The organism is Rhodococcus sp. NPDC076796 (assembly GCF_040702765.1).
Classification (GTDB): Bacteria; Actinomycetota; Actinomycetes; order Mycobacteriales; family Mycobacteriaceae; genus Rhodococcoides.
In genome coordinates, this window is record NZ_JBFBMS010000011.1 from 12,651 (window position 1) to 27,859 (window position 15,209).

General features: G+C 65.8%; 14 protein-coding genes. 11 read left to right on the forward strand and 3 right to left on the reverse strand.

Annotated elements, in window-relative coordinates; all coding sequences use genetic code 11:
• The first annotated feature begins 1 nt into the window (after position 1).
• The 11 genes from AB0366_RS23325 to AB0366_RS23375 are packed head-to-tail and all read left to right on the forward strand — an operon-like array spanning position 2 to position 10,974.
• Positions 2-1,261, forward strand: coding sequence for an FAD-dependent monooxygenase (locus AB0366_RS23325; protein WP_366246055.1), 1,260 nt, complete (start codon positions 2-4; stop codon positions 1,259-1,261).
• Positions 1,258-2,688 carry an MFS transporter gene (locus AB0366_RS23330; RefSeq protein ID WP_366246056.1) on the forward strand — a complete coding sequence of 477 codons (1,431 nt, stop codon included), beginning with the start codon at positions 1,258-1,260 and terminating at the stop codon, positions 2,686-2,688. Before AB0366_RS23325 ends, AB0366_RS23330 begins: the two co-directional genes overlap by 4 nt.
• Positions 2,688-3,539 (forward strand): FAD binding domain-containing protein, encoded by an 852-nt coding sequence (locus AB0366_RS23335; protein WP_366246057.1) that lies wholly within the window; start codon positions 2,688-2,690, stop codon positions 3,537-3,539. Before AB0366_RS23330 ends, AB0366_RS23335 begins: the two co-directional genes overlap by 1 nt.
• Positions 3,536-5,902, forward strand: a complete 2,367-nt coding sequence (locus AB0366_RS23340; protein ID WP_366246058.1) for a xanthine dehydrogenase family protein molybdopterin-binding subunit — start codon at positions 3,536-3,538, stop codon at positions 5,900-5,902. The genes AB0366_RS23335 and AB0366_RS23340 overlap by 4 nt, the downstream gene beginning before the upstream one ends.
• Positions 5,899-6,402 (forward strand): (2Fe-2S)-binding protein, encoded by a 504-nt coding sequence (locus tag AB0366_RS23345; RefSeq protein WP_121873157.1) that lies wholly within the window; start codon positions 5,899-5,901, stop codon positions 6,400-6,402. The genes AB0366_RS23340 and AB0366_RS23345 overlap by 4 nt, the downstream gene beginning before the upstream one ends.
• The gene (locus tag AB0366_RS23350; RefSeq protein WP_366246059.1) at positions 6,399-7,025 is read left to right on the forward strand and encodes an SRPBCC family protein; all 627 of its coding nucleotides are present in this window, start codon (positions 6,399-6,401) and stop codon (positions 7,023-7,025) included. Before AB0366_RS23345 ends, AB0366_RS23350 begins: the two co-directional genes overlap by 4 nt.
• A 7-nt stretch (positions 7,026-7,032) precedes the next feature.
• Positions 7,033-8,190, forward strand: a complete 1,158-nt coding sequence (locus AB0366_RS23355; protein WP_366246060.1) for an XdhC family protein — start codon at positions 7,033-7,035, stop codon at positions 8,188-8,190.
• Positions 8,191-8,235: 45 nt separating this feature from the next.
• Entirely contained in the window at positions 8,236-8,535 is a 300-nt protein-coding gene (locus AB0366_RS23360; RefSeq protein ID WP_366246062.1) for a type VII secretion target, read from the forward strand.
• Complete coding sequence (locus AB0366_RS23365) at positions 8,532-9,539, forward strand: hypothetical protein (RefSeq protein WP_366246063.1); 1,008 nt, start codon at positions 8,532-8,534, stop codon at positions 9,537-9,539. The genes AB0366_RS23360 and AB0366_RS23365 overlap by 4 nt, the downstream gene beginning before the upstream one ends.
• Positions 9,536-10,447: a hypothetical protein gene (locus AB0366_RS23370; RefSeq protein WP_366246065.1), complete on the forward strand. Its 912-nt coding sequence runs from the start codon at positions 9,536-9,538 to the stop codon at positions 10,445-10,447. The genes AB0366_RS23365 and AB0366_RS23370 overlap by 4 nt, the downstream gene beginning before the upstream one ends.
• Positions 10,444-10,974: an LpqN/LpqT family lipoprotein gene (locus tag AB0366_RS23375; RefSeq protein ID WP_366246067.1), complete on the forward strand. Its 531-nt coding sequence runs from the start codon at positions 10,444-10,446 to the stop codon at positions 10,972-10,974. Before AB0366_RS23370 ends, AB0366_RS23375 begins: the two co-directional genes overlap by 4 nt.
• A gap of 1 nt (position 10,975) precedes the next feature.
• Here AB0366_RS23375 and AB0366_RS23380 read toward each other — a convergent pair whose 3' ends face one another.
• The 3 genes from AB0366_RS23380 to AB0366_RS23390 all read right to left on the reverse strand — a co-directional run bounded on the left by AB0366_RS23380 (position 10,976) and on the right by AB0366_RS23390 (position 14,956).
• Entirely contained in the window at positions 10,976-11,902 is a 927-nt protein-coding gene (locus AB0366_RS23380; protein WP_366246178.1) for an ABC transporter substrate-binding protein, read from the reverse strand.
• Between the two features lie 75 nt (positions 11,903-11,977).
• The gene (locus tag AB0366_RS23385; RefSeq protein ID WP_366246069.1) at positions 11,978-14,275 is read right to left on the reverse strand and encodes an excinuclease ABC subunit UvrA; all 2,298 of its coding nucleotides are present in this window, start codon (positions 14,273-14,275) and stop codon (positions 11,978-11,980) included.
• Between the two features lie 141 nt (positions 14,276-14,416).
• Entirely contained in the window at positions 14,417-14,956 is a 540-nt protein-coding gene (locus AB0366_RS23390) for a DUF2231 domain-containing protein (protein WP_366246070.1), read from the reverse strand.
• Between the last annotated feature and the right edge of the window lie 253 nt (positions 14,957-15,209).

Consider the following 15,209-nt stretch of genomic DNA (forward strand, 5'->3'; position numbering starts at 1 on the left):
CATGGCACCGATCGAAGTGGTCGTCGCAGGCGGCGGTCTGGGCGGGCTGACCGCGGCGCTCTCGCTGCGGCACAGAGGAATCCAGGTGACGGTACTCGAAGCAGCTGCCGAGCTCGGCGAGGTCGGAGCCGGCATCCAGACCGCACCGAACGCAAGCCGCATCCTCATCGCCCTCGGTATGCGCGAGAAGCTCGAAGCGATCAAGACCGAACCGATGGACCAGGTGCGCAGGCGCTGGGAGAACGGCAAGGTCATCGCGCTCACCGCGCTCGGCGAATACTGCAAGAAGACCTTCAACGCGCCGTACTGGCACTACCACCGTGCGGACCTGCACTCCGCCATCCACACACAGTGCCTCGACCCCGACGGCCCGGGCCCGGTCGTGGTGTTCGAGACCGACGCGAAAGTCGTCGAGGTCGACCGAACCGACCCCATGCGGCCCGTCGCGGTGACCGGAGCAGCACGTCGATACGAATCGGATCTGCTCATCGGAGCCGACGGAATCCGCTCGACGGTACGCGATCTCATCGGCCTGCCCGACACGTTGGTGTTCTCCGGCGAAATGGCCTATCGCGCACTCATTCCGGGTGATCGCATCGTCAAGGACCCGGCGACCCGCTGGCTCGTCGACCGATACCAGAGCACCATCTGGTACGGACCCGACCGACACCTGGTGCACTACATGATCCGCAACGGTGAATACCTCAATGTCGTTGCGCTGGCACCGTGTACCGACGAGGTCCGCGACGGTGGACCACGGCTCGTCGGGCCCGAGGAACTGATGGCGACGTTCCCCGACTGGGACGACCGCGCCCACGCGATGCTGTCCAAGGCCGACGAGAACGTGCTGTGCCAGGCGCTCTACTACCGCAGGCCCGACCCGCGTTGGACCGACGGCCGCGTAGCGCTGCTGGGCGATGCCTGCCATGCCATGCTGCCGTACCAGGCGCAAGGTGCCTCGCAGGCCATGGAGGACGCCGCCGTGCTGGCCGAGGAACTCGCGAAGGTGACCTCGAGCGGAATCGACGACGCGTTGGCGCGTTACGTCTTTCGCCGGGCCCGGCACGCACGGATGGTGCAGGACGCGAGCCTGCAGAACAAGACGTTCTACCACATACCCGATGGACCCGAGCAGCAGAAGCGGGACGCGACACTGGCGTCGTTCGATGGGGAGTCCGACATCTCGTACGACTGGCTGTGGAGCGGTACCCCGCTCGACGACAGCGACGACGAGAAATTCCATTACTCGTTCGTCCGATGACGACCTCGGACCACAACACCGCGCCGGAGGCTGCGATGAAGACTGGTGATCAGGTAGTACAGGAACTCCCCTGGAAATGGGGTGTGCAGGGCAAGATCTTCATCATCGGCGGGCTGGGTTACATGTTCGACGCCTGGGATGTGGCGCTGAACGGTTTCTTGACGCCGCTGCTCGGAAGCTACTGGGATCTGTCCCAGGCCGAGCGCGGGCTCGTCGCCACCGGCAACCTGATCGGCATGGCCGTCGGAGCCGTCGTGTGGGGAACGATCGCAGACAGGGTCGGGCGTAAGCGTGCATTCTCGTTGACGCTGTTGATCTTTGCGTTGTTCTCCGTCCTCGGTGCTTTCGCGCCGAACTTCGAGATCTTCATCATCCTGCGGTTCCTCGCAGGGTTCGGCCTCGGCGGCTGCATCCCGGTGGACTACGCGTTGGTCAGCGAATTCTCGCCCCGCCGCATTCGCGGCAAGATTCTGTCCGCGATGGACGTCTGGTGGCCGATCGGTGCCACCATCTGCGGCGTCGTGGCAACACTTCTGGTCCCGATCGACGGTGATGTTCGCTGGCGCTACATGCTGCTGTTCATGGTTCTGCCTGCGCTGCTGCTGTTCTGGGTTCGACGCGGCATCCCGGAGTCACCCATCTACCTCGCCAAGGTCGGCCGAGAAGCCGAGGCCCGCGCCGTCATCGACGACATGGTGACCCGCACCGGATCCGAGGCCGTCGAATACGCCATCGTCGCCGATACCGCACCCAAGGGTCCGGGTGGCATGAAAGCTGCTCTGACGCAGCTGAAATCGGTGTGGCGCTACAGCCCGCGCATCACCGCCGCGGCCTGGATGCTGTTCGTGTCGATCATGCTGCTCTACTACGCTGCGCTGAGCTGGATGCCGTCCATCCTCCGCGCCGAGGGCTACGGGGAGTTCGCAGCCTTCGCCGGTACGACGCTCATGACCGGAGTCGGCATTGTCGGTGTGCTCACCTCGGCGTTCATCGTGGAGATCTTCGGACGCAAGTGGGTCATCGGGCTGTCCGGCCCGATCGCGGGTAGTGCGCTGGTCATGTTCGCCGTCATGCTCGACATTCAATCCGCTGCGCTGATCTGGCTCGGCATCTTCGGATTCGTCATTCAGCTGACCATTCCGGTGCTCTACTGCTACGTCTCGGAGCTGTATCCCACCAACATTCGCGCCTCGGGATTCGGGTACGCGTCCTCGGTGAGCCGGGTGGCCACGGGCTTCGCGCCACTGCTCTTCGGCTCCGTGATGTGGCCGATCCTGGGTCTTCCGTTGACCTTCGGCATCGTCACCGCGTTCGTGTTGTTCGCGGTGATCTGGATGGCGTACTTCGCACCGGAGACCAAGGGGCGCGAACTCGACACCCTCGTCGACGAACCCACCGAGGTAGTCGCAGGCGAGGCTCGGGTCTGATGAAGCCCGCACAGTTCGACTACCACCGGGCGCGCGATGTCTCGGGTGCAGTGCGGCTACTGGCCGAGCTGGGCGAGGACGCGAAGATCATCGCCGGAGGCCAGTCCTTGGTCGCCATGATGAACTTCCGCCTCGCCCGGCCCGGGCACCTGATCGACGTGGGTGGGTTGAACACTCTGCGATACATCCGCCGAGAATCCGACGGCCTGCACATCGGAGCACTCACCACCCACCACGACGTCGAATCCGGTCACGTGGGAACGGACTTCGCTGTTCTTCGCGACGCCATGCGGTGGGTGGGGCACTACCCGATCCGTACCCGCGGCACCGTCGGTGGCAGCATCGCCCATGCGGACGCCACCGCAGAATGGTGCCTGCTCGCCATCCTGCTCGACGCCCGGATCGTCGTCGAGAGCGTGCGGGGGCGGCGAACCGTCGAGGCGGACTCGTTCTTCTTCGGGTACTACTCCACCGATCTCGCGTTCGACGAGATGATCGTCGAGATCGTGTTCCCGAACCCGGCACCGCACGCTGCGGTGACCGAATATGCCGAGCGCCAGGGAGATTTCGCGATCGTGGGCGCAGCGGTGTCCCTCGATCTCGACGGCGTGGCCGTGGTCGGCGGACGCGTCGCCCTCGCGGGGGTCGGCGCGACCCCGATGCGATCGCCGGCAGGCGAGGCCACGCTCGCCGCCGGTGGAACGTTCGCCGACTGCGCGGACGCCGCAGCCGAAGCACTGGAACTGGAGGACGAGGGCATGTTCACCGCCGAGTACCGCCGCACCCTGGTGCGCACGTTGGTCGCCGAAGCCTGCAGCGACGCATTGGTATCGCAGGGAGTGCCCACGTGAGCGTCGATCAGGTCCTCACACCGAAATTCGTCGGCACCTCGGTCGCCCGCCGGGAAGACCCGCGGTTGCTCACCGGCCGAGGCAGATTCGTCGACGACATCGCGATGCCGGGAATGTTGCACGCTCAGTTCGTGCGCAGCACTGTCGCGGCCGGCTCGATCACCGGTCTGGACGTCGGTGACGTCACCGGAGTCGAGGGAGTGCGCGGCGTCTTCACCGCGGCGGACTTGGACCTGCGGCCGATCCGAGCCGAATTGTCCCGTCCGCTCAGCGAATTCGTGCCCACCGACATGCCCGTGCTGGCGCACGACGTCGTGCGCTACGTCGGTGAGCCACTGGCCATCGTCGTCGCCGCCGATGCCTACAGCGTCGAGGACGGGCTCGAAGCGGCACGGGTGTCGTACCGGACCGTCACCGCCGTCACCTCCGCAGACCAGGCCATGTCCGACGGCGTACCCCTGGTGCACGATTCGGTTCCGAACAACACCGTCGTGGACGTGCAGATGTTCGCCACCGACGGCATCGACGAGATATTCGACGACGCGCACACCGTCGTATCCGTGCGATCGCGCACCGGGCGCCAGAACGCGCTTCCGCTCGAGACCCGCGGCTGCATCGCGTACTGGGACGACCGCGACGAGCAGCTGATCGTCCACATCTGTACACAGGTGCCGCACCAGGTTCGGACCGTCACCGCACTGTGCCTCGGGCTCGACGAACGCCAGGTCCGCGTCGTGGTACCCGACATGGGTGGCGGCTTCGGGCAGAAGTGCGTCGTCGGTCGCGAGGAGATCGCCGTCGCCGCAGCAGCGTTGAAGCTCCGCCGTCCGGTGAAATGGATCGAGGACCGCAAGGACGCACTGACGGCGTCGTTCCTGGCGCGCGAACAGCAGTACGACGTGCGGGCAGCGTTCGATTCCGAGGGCCGCATTCTCGGCCTCGACGCAGATGTCGTGTGCGATATGGGCGCGTACTCGTGCTACCCCTTCACCGCAGGGATCGAGCCGCTCATGGCTTCGGCCGAAATGCCCGGGGTGTACCAGGTTCCGGCATATCGGGTGCGGGGCCGCTCGATCTTCAGCAACAAGGCACCGACGGCGCCGTACCGAGGGGTGTCCCGGCCGCAGTACGTCATGGTGATGGAGCGGCTGTTCGAGCGAGCGGCCCGTGAACTGAACATCGATGCGGTGGAGATCAGACGGCGCAACGTCATCACCGCTTTCCCCTACACCGGCGTCAACAACATCACCTACGATCCTGGCTCCTACCTCGAGGCACTGAACCTGTGCGAGCAGACGCTACGAGACGGTGGGTGGTACGACTTCCAGGAGCGGGCGACCGCAGACGGCCGACACATCGGGATCGGATACTCGTGCTTCAGCGAGCGAACCGGGTACGGCAGCAGCGCATTCGCGGCCCGCAAGATGAACGTGGTGCCCGGGTTCGACATCTCGGAGGTCCGGATGGACACCTCAGGCACGGTGGTCGTGACGACCGGCACGATGAGCCACGGCCAGAGCCACGAGACCACCATGGCGCAGATCGTCGCCGACCGGCTGGGCATCGACGTCGAACAGGTCAAGATCGTGCAGGGCGACACCGACCGCATCACCTACGGCTTCGGGTCGTTCGCCTCCCGCTCGATCACCATCGGCGGCAGCGCGGTGGCGTTGGCGTCGAACAAGCTGGGAGACAAACTGTGTGAGATCGCGGCGCACCTGATGGAGACCCGTGACGACAACGTCGAGCTGGCCTCGGGCCGCGTCCGTCAGCGCGACGACCACTCCAAGTACGTCACCTACCGGGACATCGCGGACGTCGCGTATCTGAAGGCGCAACTGCTACCGAAGGGCGTCGAACCCGGATTGTCCGCGACGGCCAGCTTCGACGTGTTCAACGACGGCACGTTCTCCAACGCCACCCACGGCGTCGTGGTGGAGTTGCACGAGGGCACCGGCCGAGTAGAGATCCTGAAGTACGTGTGCGTCGAGGACTGCGGCGTCGCCATCAACCCCAAGATCGTCGAAGGCCAGTGCCGGGGCGGGATCGCCCAGGGCATCGCCGGCGCGTTGTTCGAGCAGGTCTCGTACGACGACCACGGAAACCCACTGTGCGCCAGCTTCATCGACTACAAGGTGCCCACTGCCTGCGAAATCCCGGACATCGAGATCCATCACCTCGAAACGCCCTGCCTGTTCACCGAATCCGGAGCCAAGGGAGCCGGTGAGGGCGGCACGATCGGTGCACCCGCCGCCGTGCTCAACGCCGTCAACGACGGATTGCGTTCCACCGGAGTCGAACTGAACGACACACCGATCACCCCTGTGGCAGTACAGGCAGCACTGGCGAAGGGAAGGCCATGAGCAACAAGCAACTGATCGAACTGAACGTCAACGGCACCGTCCACGAGGTGATCACCGAACCACGCCGAACTCTGGTCGACGTGCTGCGGCACGATCTGCAGCTCACCGGAACACACGTCGGCTGTGAGCACGGCGTGTGCGGGGCCTGCACCGTGCTGATCGACGGCAAGCCGGCCCGAGCCTGCCTGACGTTCGCAGCGCAGGTGGAGAACTCGGACATCGAGACCGTCGAATCGCTCGGCAACGACGGCGAACTGAACGATCTGCAGCAGGCCTTCGCAGACCACCACGGCCTGCAATGCGGCTTCTGCACACCGGGATTCCTGATGCTGGCCGAGGGCTACCTCGCCGACAACCCCGATGCCACCAAGGAACAGATCCGCGAGGTGGTGGCGTCGAACTACTGCCGCTGTACCGGATATCAAACCATCGTCGAGGCCATCGACTCGTGCGCCGAGCAGCGCCGCTGCGCCGGCTGTGTGAACGGAGTTCGCAAGTGATACTGACCAATACACTCGACATCGACGCGTCCGCCGAGGACGTGTTCCGACTGATCAACGACGTCGAGAAGGTGGCGACCTGCGTACCGGGGGCCGCCATCACAGGTAAGGACGGCGAGACCTACCTCGGTGGCGTCAAGGTCAAGGTAGGCCCGATCAGTGCGTCGTACGCCGGCACGATTCGGTTCCTCGAGGTCGACGCCGAGACGCGCACGCTCACACTGGAGGCCAAAGGAGCGGACTCGCACGGCAACGGCGACGCCGAGGCCCAGGTCGATCTCGCGGTCGAGTCGATCGGTGACCGTTCGCGGTTGACCGTGAACACCGATCTGGTGATCAGCGGCAAGATCGTCTCGTTCGGCAAGGGCGCGATCGTGGCGGTGTCGAACAAGGTGCTGCAACAGTTCGCCGTCAATCTCGGTGCGCTGCTCAGTGGTTCGGCTACGGCCGAATCGACCGCGCCTTCGGCGGTGAAGACCGCTGTTCCGAGCCCGATGGACGGCGGATTGAATGCGATGTCTCTGATGCCCGAACCGGTGCGCAAATACGCGCCGATTGCCGGCATCTTCCTCGCCGGAATGGTCGAGGGATGGTTGGTGTCCAGGGCTTTCGGGCGACGGTAGGTTCGCGATGCTCGACTTCGCCGCCACACTCCACGACTGGTTCATCAGCGGACGGCCGTTCGGGGTGGCCACCGTCGTGGCAACCTCCGGCAGTGCGGTCCGAGAGGTGGGTGCCGTCATGGCCGTCGACGCCGGCGGCGGAGCACTCGGAGGTGTATCCGGCGGATGCGTCGAAGGTGCAGTGTTCGACGCTGCGGTGTCGGCGGCGACGGGTGGATTCGTTGATCGGCTTCGATTCGGCGTCGCGGCAGATGACCCGTTCGCCATCGGGCTCACCTGCGGCGGCACCATCGAGGTCGTGGTGGACCGAGTGGATCGGGACAGCCGCCCGCACTACGGACAGCTGTTGGAGCGAATCATGTCGCGATCTTCTGTTGCCGAAGTGACCGTCGCCTCCGGTGCTGCGGGCGGTCATCTCGTGGTGACGGCCGACGATTCGTCCGGCTCCATCGGCCACCCGATTCTCGACGCTGGAGCCACCGAGCTCGCTCGGGTCATGTTGGCGGACGGATCGAGCGGACTGCGTGAGATCGACGCCGTCGAGGTCTTCGTGCGATCGTTCCCGGCTCCGCCGCTGCTGATCGTCTTCGGTGCACTCGACCTCGCCGACTCCGTCGCCCGGGCAGCCGCGATCGTGGGATACCGCACCGTGGTGTGCGACGCTCGGCCGATCTTCGCTACGGCCGAACGCTTTCCGCACGCCGACGAGGTCGTGGTGGCCTGGCCGCACGAGTATCTGACGGCGCAGTGGAAGGCGGGCCTGATCGACCGCTCCACCGCGCTGTGTGTACTGACGCACGATGAGAAATTCGATGTCCCGCTGCTCGACGTCGCGGTACGCACCCCGGCCGGCTACATCGGCGTGCTGGGGAGCCGTCGAACACACGAGGATCGCCGTCGCCGACTCCTTGCACGCGGGGTCGACGCGGATTCTTTGGCGCGGTTGGCCTCGCCCGTGGGTCTGGATCTCGGTGGGCGTAGTCCCGGAGAGACCGCGTTGTCGATCGTGGCCGAAATGGTCGCGGTATCGAACGGGCGCTCCGGCGGACGGTTGCGCGACGGCACGGGATCGCTGCATGGCCGTGAGGACGATGCACTCCGGCCGAGTCTGTCCGAAACGGATCGAAGGGAACCGATCGGAGACCGCGGGCGTCAAACCCGATGACGCCGAACGACCGGGCGTCGACACAGTGCGACTCGGGGGAGCGTCATGACAGTGAACGTGGATCCAGCGATCCTGCGGCAGTTCTCGAATGCGTTGTCGGGAACCGGACAGGCAATCGGTGAGTTGGATACTCTCGCGCCGTTCCGTACATCGGAGAACGCGCTGCAGGGAAGTGACTTTCACGCCGCGTGTGCGGCGGCGGCAGCGGCCGCCGCCGGAGCAGTTGCGGCACTGGCCGGGCGAGCCGAATGTATCGCAGGCATCGCCCGCGGCGTCGCGCAGAACTACGAGATCGGCGACGACGAACTCGCCCGCCGCCTCGCTGCGATGGACCAGCCGAAGTGACCCCGACTGTGCCGCACGTAGCGGGGTGGGAGCCGGAGTCGATGCGCAAGACGATGATCGAACTGTCGGAAATCGTCGAGCGCGTCAACGGCCAGCGCACCGGAGTGCTGGAGGAGCAAGACACGTTGGCCGAGACGTGGACCGGCGAAGCAGCTGACGCCGCAGCCGAACGCGTGGTGACCGAGTGCTCCCGGATGGGCACGGTGTGCAGTGAGATCGACTCGCTCGGAAAGGCATTCGAGAGCGCAGCCGGAATCGTCGATGCCGCGAAGGCGCACCTGCAGGCGCAGGTGTCGGCGGCGACGGCCAGCGGGTTCGCCGTTGGGGCCGACGGTGTGGTGGATGCCGACGGAATGATCGCGCTGATCCCCGACGGTCTCGGCGAGGAGAAGGTGCGCCAGGCGGACGAACTTCGCGCTGCTGCAGTGCAATTGACGCGGGACATCCAGGGGGCGTTGTTTCAGGCCGAGCGCGCTGCGGTCGACGCTGCGCAGCAGTTGGCCGAACCCACGAGGCTGTTGACCGAGCTCGCGCTCGGCAGTCCGACCGGCAAGTTCGTCGAGAACCCGGACGGATCGTTCTCGTGGATGCCGGACTGGCCGACGACCGCAGCGGCCACGGTGATCGGGGGCATGACCGACGCGACGAAGAGGGCGCTGGAATTGCCCGGTGTCAGTTCCGTGGACGACGTCGCCAAGAACATCGGCCGCGGACTCGGAGCGTTCGGTGCGGTCGCCGGAACGATTCCCTCGATTGCACACGATATCGACGAAGGAGTGAACCCAACCGAGGCGATTGCGGTCAACACGGCGAGTACCGCCGCCGGCCTCGCAGCTGCGAGCTACGTGACCGGTGCCCTGGCGGGACTCGGTGGTACCGCGGGTTCGGTGTTTCCCGGGCCGGGCACGGTGGCCGGTGCTGCCGCAGGCCTCGCGTTGGGTGCCCTGGTCGGGGGCTCCGTCAGCCACGGCGTATCGAAGGTCTTCGAATGGACGCTGCGATGACCGATCGTGAGGACACAGGCGCGAACACGCCTGTGGATTCGGGACCTGTGTGGGTGCGGAGGTGGCGCAGTGTCCACCTCGGCTGGCTCGCAGCGGTTTTCGGCCTCTGTACGGTAGCGCTGGGACTGCTGGTTGTCGCTGTTCCTGTGATCGCCAGGACAGGCGCAGGCGGCCTCGTAGCACTGTTGTGGCTCGCGTTCTTCGTGCTCCTTCCTTTGGGGATGGCTGTGCCGATGTCCGGCATCGGAGCTGCGCAATTGTCACGTTTCGTGCGGCGGGTCGACGTTGCAGGCGTCGGCGCAGGTCTGTCGGTGCCCGGGCGCGGGGACTTCGTGGCTCGGGCAGGTCTGCTCGCCTTCGCGTCGGTGGTGGGCCTGTCCTACTTCGTATTCAGGGATGACGGACCGGACCCTCGCCAAGAGATGGCCGAGTTGCTGACTTCGATAGGCGCGCCGGCATGCCTGGCGTGGTTCGTCCTGGGGTTCGTCGTCGTCAACCGCACCAGGGTCTCTCTGCACCCCGAAGGTATTGTCCAACAGATCTATCGACGTCGTGGGTGGAAGGTGACGAACGACATGACGGTCGTGCGATGGAGCGACATTGCGGATCTGCGCCTGGAGGAGCATCCGAATCCAGCGGTCCCGCACCGGGGTGACCTGCCGGTGATTCGAGTCCCGCGCCTTTCGAGCGAGACCGACGAACCGGAGCTGGTCATCATGGCGTGTGAGAAGAAGGTCGAACCGAATTCGCTGCTCGCGCTGCTTCTGTGGTGTCGCGACAATCCCTGGGCTCGTGCGCAGCTGGAACACGATGATGCGCGCGAGTTGCTGCGCCCGCCCAGGCTGCTCGACCGTATCCGCGCCGACCGTGCCGCATCGACTGTCAGCGGAAGGAACGCTGTCCAGTGACGGTTCGAGAAAGGACGATAGAAACCCATCTCCAGCAGCAGGGTGTCGAACTGGCACCGGTGCGCCGCGACGAATGCGACAGGTTCGGGCTCGAGCTCCCGGTGCTACCGGACTGGGACGTCGTTCCCGAGCATCACTTCCCACACGCCACCGCGGTGCTGCATTCACCGGTGAACGCAGTCGACGGATTCGTACCGAACGCGGTAATTCTGGTCGGCAAACTCAGTCGGTCGGTCCATCCGGAATCGTTGCTGGACTGCGGCTTCGGTGACTCTCGGGAGCTGCCCGGCTGGGTCGAGATCGGTCACGACCGAGACTCGTTCCGTGGTCTTCCGTCCGTCTCGATCGCAGGTCGCTACGACTGCGACGGTCGGTTGCTCTTCGCCCGCACCCGGTACGTCGTCGTCCACCACATCGTCGATCAGTATCTGGTTCAGGTGACGGTCACCGTGCCGGATTCGCTTCGGCAGAAACTAGTCTGCGCTGCAGACGAATTCATAGACGGGGCGCGCATCGGGCAGGGGTGATCTACTCGGGAATCTGCTGCACCACGGCGGCGACGGCTTCCACCTGATCCGCGATGCGTGGCCCCCACCGACTCGACAGGTCCTCGTCCATCGGGAAGATCCTGCCGTCTCGGACGGCTGTCATAGAACCCCACCCCGGCCGAGCTGCGACCGATTCGGCTGTGACGCCACAGCATTGGGCGTCGGCGAGGAACACGATATCGGGATCCGCGGTGATCACCGATTCGGCGGACAGTTGTGGGTAGTCGCCTGCGCCGGAGCCGTCGGCGATGCTCGTCAGGCCGAACAAACCGTAGATCTGGCCGACGAAGCTCGCGCTCGACACCGTGTACAACGTGTCGTCGAGTTCGTGGAAGTACGTCAGCGGCCGATCACGATCCGGAACGCTCGCCACGGCAGCGTCGATCCGGGACCGCATCTGCGCGACCACTGCGTCGCCGTCCGCGTCGTGCCCGGTCGCATCCGCGACGCGCTCGATCTGGGAGTACGCGTCGTCGAGGCTCGTCGCGGCCGGCACCAGCAGCGTCGGAATGCCTGCCTCGGCCAGAGTGGACGTCACCAGGCCGAGGTCGGTGGAGGTGATCACCAGATCGGGCTCGTAGGCGACGATCGCCTCGAGGCTCGGCGTGAACGCCGACAGCCCGGTCTTCGGAGCATCGGCGGGAAAGTCCGACTGATCGTCGACGGCCGCCACCTGCTCACCCGCCCCGACGGCGTACAGGGTCTCCGTCGCCGTCGGGCTCAGCGAGACGATCGAACGAGGCATCGCGTCGATCGTGACGGTCCCGCCGTCCGAGCCCGACGCGATCGTCCTCGGAAACTCCCCGCTCGACGCCATGGCCGAGGTGGTGGTCGGCGGGGAGTCCGTGGTCGTGCTGCCGCACCCGGTCGCGACCAGCGCGATGACCGCGAACCCGGCTGAGATCATTCGTGCCGATCGACGCTGCACTGCCACTCCTGTGTTTCCGATACCTCGTGGAGCGCCAACACTATCGGGTCGTGCTCAGCGACCCAGGCTCCGTGCCAGGTACGTGCCGGTGTGGGTGTCGGAGACCACCAACTCGTCTACGGTTCCGGTGAAGGTGATCAGACCGCCGTTGTGTCCGCCGTCGGGGCCGAGGTCGATGACCCAGTCGGCAGCGGCGATGACGTCAAGGTTGTGCTCGATGACGATCACCGACCTGCCCTCGTCGACCATCCCGGACAGCAACGCGATCAGGTTCGACACGTCCGACGGGTGCAGACCGGTCGTCGGCTCGTCGAGAACCAGCACCGGAGACGACCCGATCAGTTCGGTGGCGAGCTTGAGCCGTTGACGCTCGCCGCCGGAGAGCGACGAGAGGTTCTGGCCGAGCGAGAGGTAGCCGAGCCCGACGTCCCGGCACCGGCGGAGGATGTCGCGGATCTTCTTGACCTCGAAGAAGTCCTGCGCGTCCTCGACGGACATCTCGAAGATGTCGGCGATGCTGACGCCGTCGACGGTGTGCCGGATCGCGCCCGACCGAAACCGCCTGCCCTGGCACGTCTCACAGGTGCTCGTCACCGGGTCGGTGAACCCGAGATCGGTGAAGATGACGCCACTGCCCTGGCAGTCGGGGCACGCGCCGTCGGAGTTGGGCGAGAACAGCGACGGCGGTTGCCCGGTCTTCTTGGCGAAGTAGGCGCGGATCGGATCGAGCAGACCGGTGTAGGTCGCGGGGGAGGAGCGGCGCGATCCGCGGATGGGTGCCTGGTCGATGATGACGGCGTCCGGCGCGGCGTCACGGAGGTGGCCGTGGATGAGGCTGGACTTGCCGGAACCGGCGACCCCGGTGACGGCGGTCAGAACTCCGAGCGGAACGTCGACGCTGACATCGCGCAGGTTGTGCGTGCTCGCCCCGGTGATGCTCAGCCAGCCCGAAGCAGCACGGGGAGTGCGCAATTCGACGCCCTCGCGCCGCAACGCGGCACCGGTCCTGGTGCCGGCGCTGCGGAGTTCGTCGTAGGTGCCCTCGAACACGACTGTGCCACCGGCCTTTCCCGCGCCGGGGCCGATCTCGACTATGCGGTCGGCAATGGCCATGACCTCGGGGTCGTGCTCGACGACGAGGACGGTGTTGCCCTTGTCGCGCAGCGCGAGCAACATGTCGTCGAGACGGTGGACGTCGCGGGGGTGGAGGCCTGTGGTCGGTTCGTCGAAGACGTAGAGCATGTCGTTGAGGGTGGCTCCGAGGTGGCGCACCATCTTGATGCGCTGCGATTCACCGCCCGACAGCGATGACGTCGCCCGGTCCAGACTGAGGTAGCCGAGACCGAGATCGACGAGTCTTCGCAGCTGCGTGACGATTTCGGCGGTGACGGTACCCAGGCCGTTGATCTGCCACCCGTCGATACGGTCGGCGAGTTCGGACACCTGCATCGCGAACGCGTCGGGCAGAGTCAGGCCCTCGAGGGTGGCACCGCGGATGGTCTCGTTGTAGCGGGAGCCGCCGCAGGACTCGCAGACGCCGCGCGTGACGATGCGCTCGAACGCGAGCTTGGCCTTGCCCTTGAGGGCATCGGCGTCCTTCGCCAGGTAGCTGCGCCGGAACCGGGAGACGATCCCTTCGTAGCTCTTCATGATGGCGTCGGGGTTCAGCACGTCGACCTCGCCGGGCTTGGCGTCGAAGAAGATGTGGCGCTCGCGGGCGGAGTACTGCTCGATCGGGACGTCGAGATCGAACAGGCCCGAGTCGGCGAACACCCGATACGGCCATTTGCCGACCTCGAAGTCCGGATGCTTGAACGGCCCCTCGCGCAGGGACTTCGACTCGTCCACCAGTTCTGCGAGGTCCACGACCTTCGCCTCGCCGAGCCCCTCGCACTCGAGGCACATGCCGGCCGGGTCGTTGAACGAGAACGCGTTCGCGAACCCGATCGTCGGGGTGACGCCGCGGGACCAGAGCATGCGCAGCCAGTCGCCGATGTCGGTGATGGTGCCGACCGTCGACCGCGGGCCGCCGAACAGGCGCTTCTGGTCGACGATCACGACGGCCGACAGGTTCGCGATCAGATCGGCGTCGGGGCGACCGTAGGACGGAAGAAATGTCTGCGCGAACGCGGTGAACGTGGAGTTGATCTGCCGTTGGGCTTCGGCTGCGATGGTGTCGAAGGCGAGTGATGACTTCCCCGACCCGGAGACGCCCGCGAACACGACGAGCGAACGTTTGGGAAGGTCGAGGTTCACGTCGCGAAGATTGTTCTCGCGTGCTCCGCGAACGAGGATGGTGGACAGTTCGTCGATGGATGGCTGAGCTGGTGTCGTCGGCTGGGCCTGGGTCATGTGCGCTTCGGTCGCCTTTCGCCGCCCCCGACGCTGGTTCGCCCGGGGCCGACGCAGTTTACCGTACGGTGTACGGAAAAGCCACAAGTAGGCGAACTCAGGGGTTCGTGCTGATGACGGGGAGTACCAGCAACTGCTGATCTAACGGCGAAGGCTGTGCTTTCCTGCTGGAGCCGGTTCCTGCTCGGTCGAGCTGTAGGCGAGGTGGCCTCCGATGAGGCCGCCGACGCTCGCTGTTGTCAGACCGGCAGCAGCCAGGGCCTTGGCGATGCCATCGGTCTGCTTCCGACGCCGTAGGTAGGAGCCGAGGAAGAGGAACACGCCGGTCGCGTTGGAGGCCGCATGGATCATCCCGACCCGTCGCTGGCGGGTGTTCATCGTCGACCAGTCGGCCCATCCGGTGGCGATGGCCGCCGGCGCGGACATGAGCCCGACGGAAATGACGAGCTTGCTGGCCCTCGATTGGTGATTCAGTAGGTCGAGGGCAACGGCGCTGGTCCAGCTGCCGATGGTGACGTTGACGAGAGCCGGGTGGATGGGGTGTCCGATCCACCGTCCCCGGAGCGCGCTACCGACGGTGCTGTCGTCGAGTGCGGGCTCGAGGACGTCGTTGATGGCGTTGCCGGCTCCGTCGAGGAACGATGCCGATTCGAGGCTGTCGAGTGCTTGCTTCAGTGTCATACCTGGGCGAATGCCCCGCTGGGGATGTGCCAACCCCAAGGGCAGCCAAACACGGGGCGGAATACGGAGGCTACTGAGGTAGGTGCGAACGCCGCAGACGGCGGTTTGTGCGGTCGGCAGCACAGCCTCGAACGTCCCGCCGAGATCGAGGGCGCAACTGTATCGACGTCGAACAGAGGACACTGCCGTCATCCTCGTGGCCGGCTGGGGCGCTTGCGTGGGGGCCCGTTCGAGCAACACTCGTCGATGAGTC

Bases quoted from the DNA above. Each gene is read 5' to 3' on its own strand.
- AB0366_RS23325 (WP_366246055.1), top strand. From the start codon at position 2: ATGGCACCGATCGAAGTGGTCGTCGCAGGCGGCGGTCTGGGCGGGCTG.
- AB0366_RS23330 (WP_366246056.1), top strand. From the start codon at position 1,258: ATGACGACCTCGGACCACAACACCGCGCCGGAGGCTGCGATGAAGACT.
- AB0366_RS23335 (WP_366246057.1), top strand. From the start codon at position 2,688: ATGAAGCCCGCACAGTTCGACTACCACCGGGCGCGCGATGTCTCGGGT.
- AB0366_RS23345 (WP_121873157.1), top strand. From the start codon at position 5,899: ATGAGCAACAAGCAACTGATCGAACTGAACGTCAACGGCACCGTCCAC.
- AB0366_RS23355 (WP_366246060.1), top strand. From the start codon at position 7,033: ATGCTCGACTTCGCCGCCACACTCCACGACTGGTTCATCAGCGGACGG.
- AB0366_RS23360 (WP_366246062.1), top strand. From the start codon at position 8,236: ATGACAGTGAACGTGGATCCAGCGATCCTGCGGCAGTTCTCGAATGCG.
- AB0366_RS23370 (WP_366246065.1), top strand. From the start codon at position 9,536: ATGACCGATCGTGAGGACACAGGCGCGAACACGCCTGTGGATTCGGGA.
- AB0366_RS23380 (WP_366246178.1), bottom strand. From the start codon at position 11,902: ATGATCTCAGCCGGGTTCGCGGTCATCGCGCTGGTCGCGACCGGGTGC.
- AB0366_RS23385 (WP_366246069.1), bottom strand. From the start codon at position 14,275: ATGACCCAGGCCCAGCCGACGACACCAGCTCAGCCATCCATCGACGAA.
- AB0366_RS23390 (WP_366246070.1), bottom strand. From the start codon at position 14,956: ATGACACTGAAGCAAGCACTCGACAGCCTCGAATCGGCATCGTTCCTC.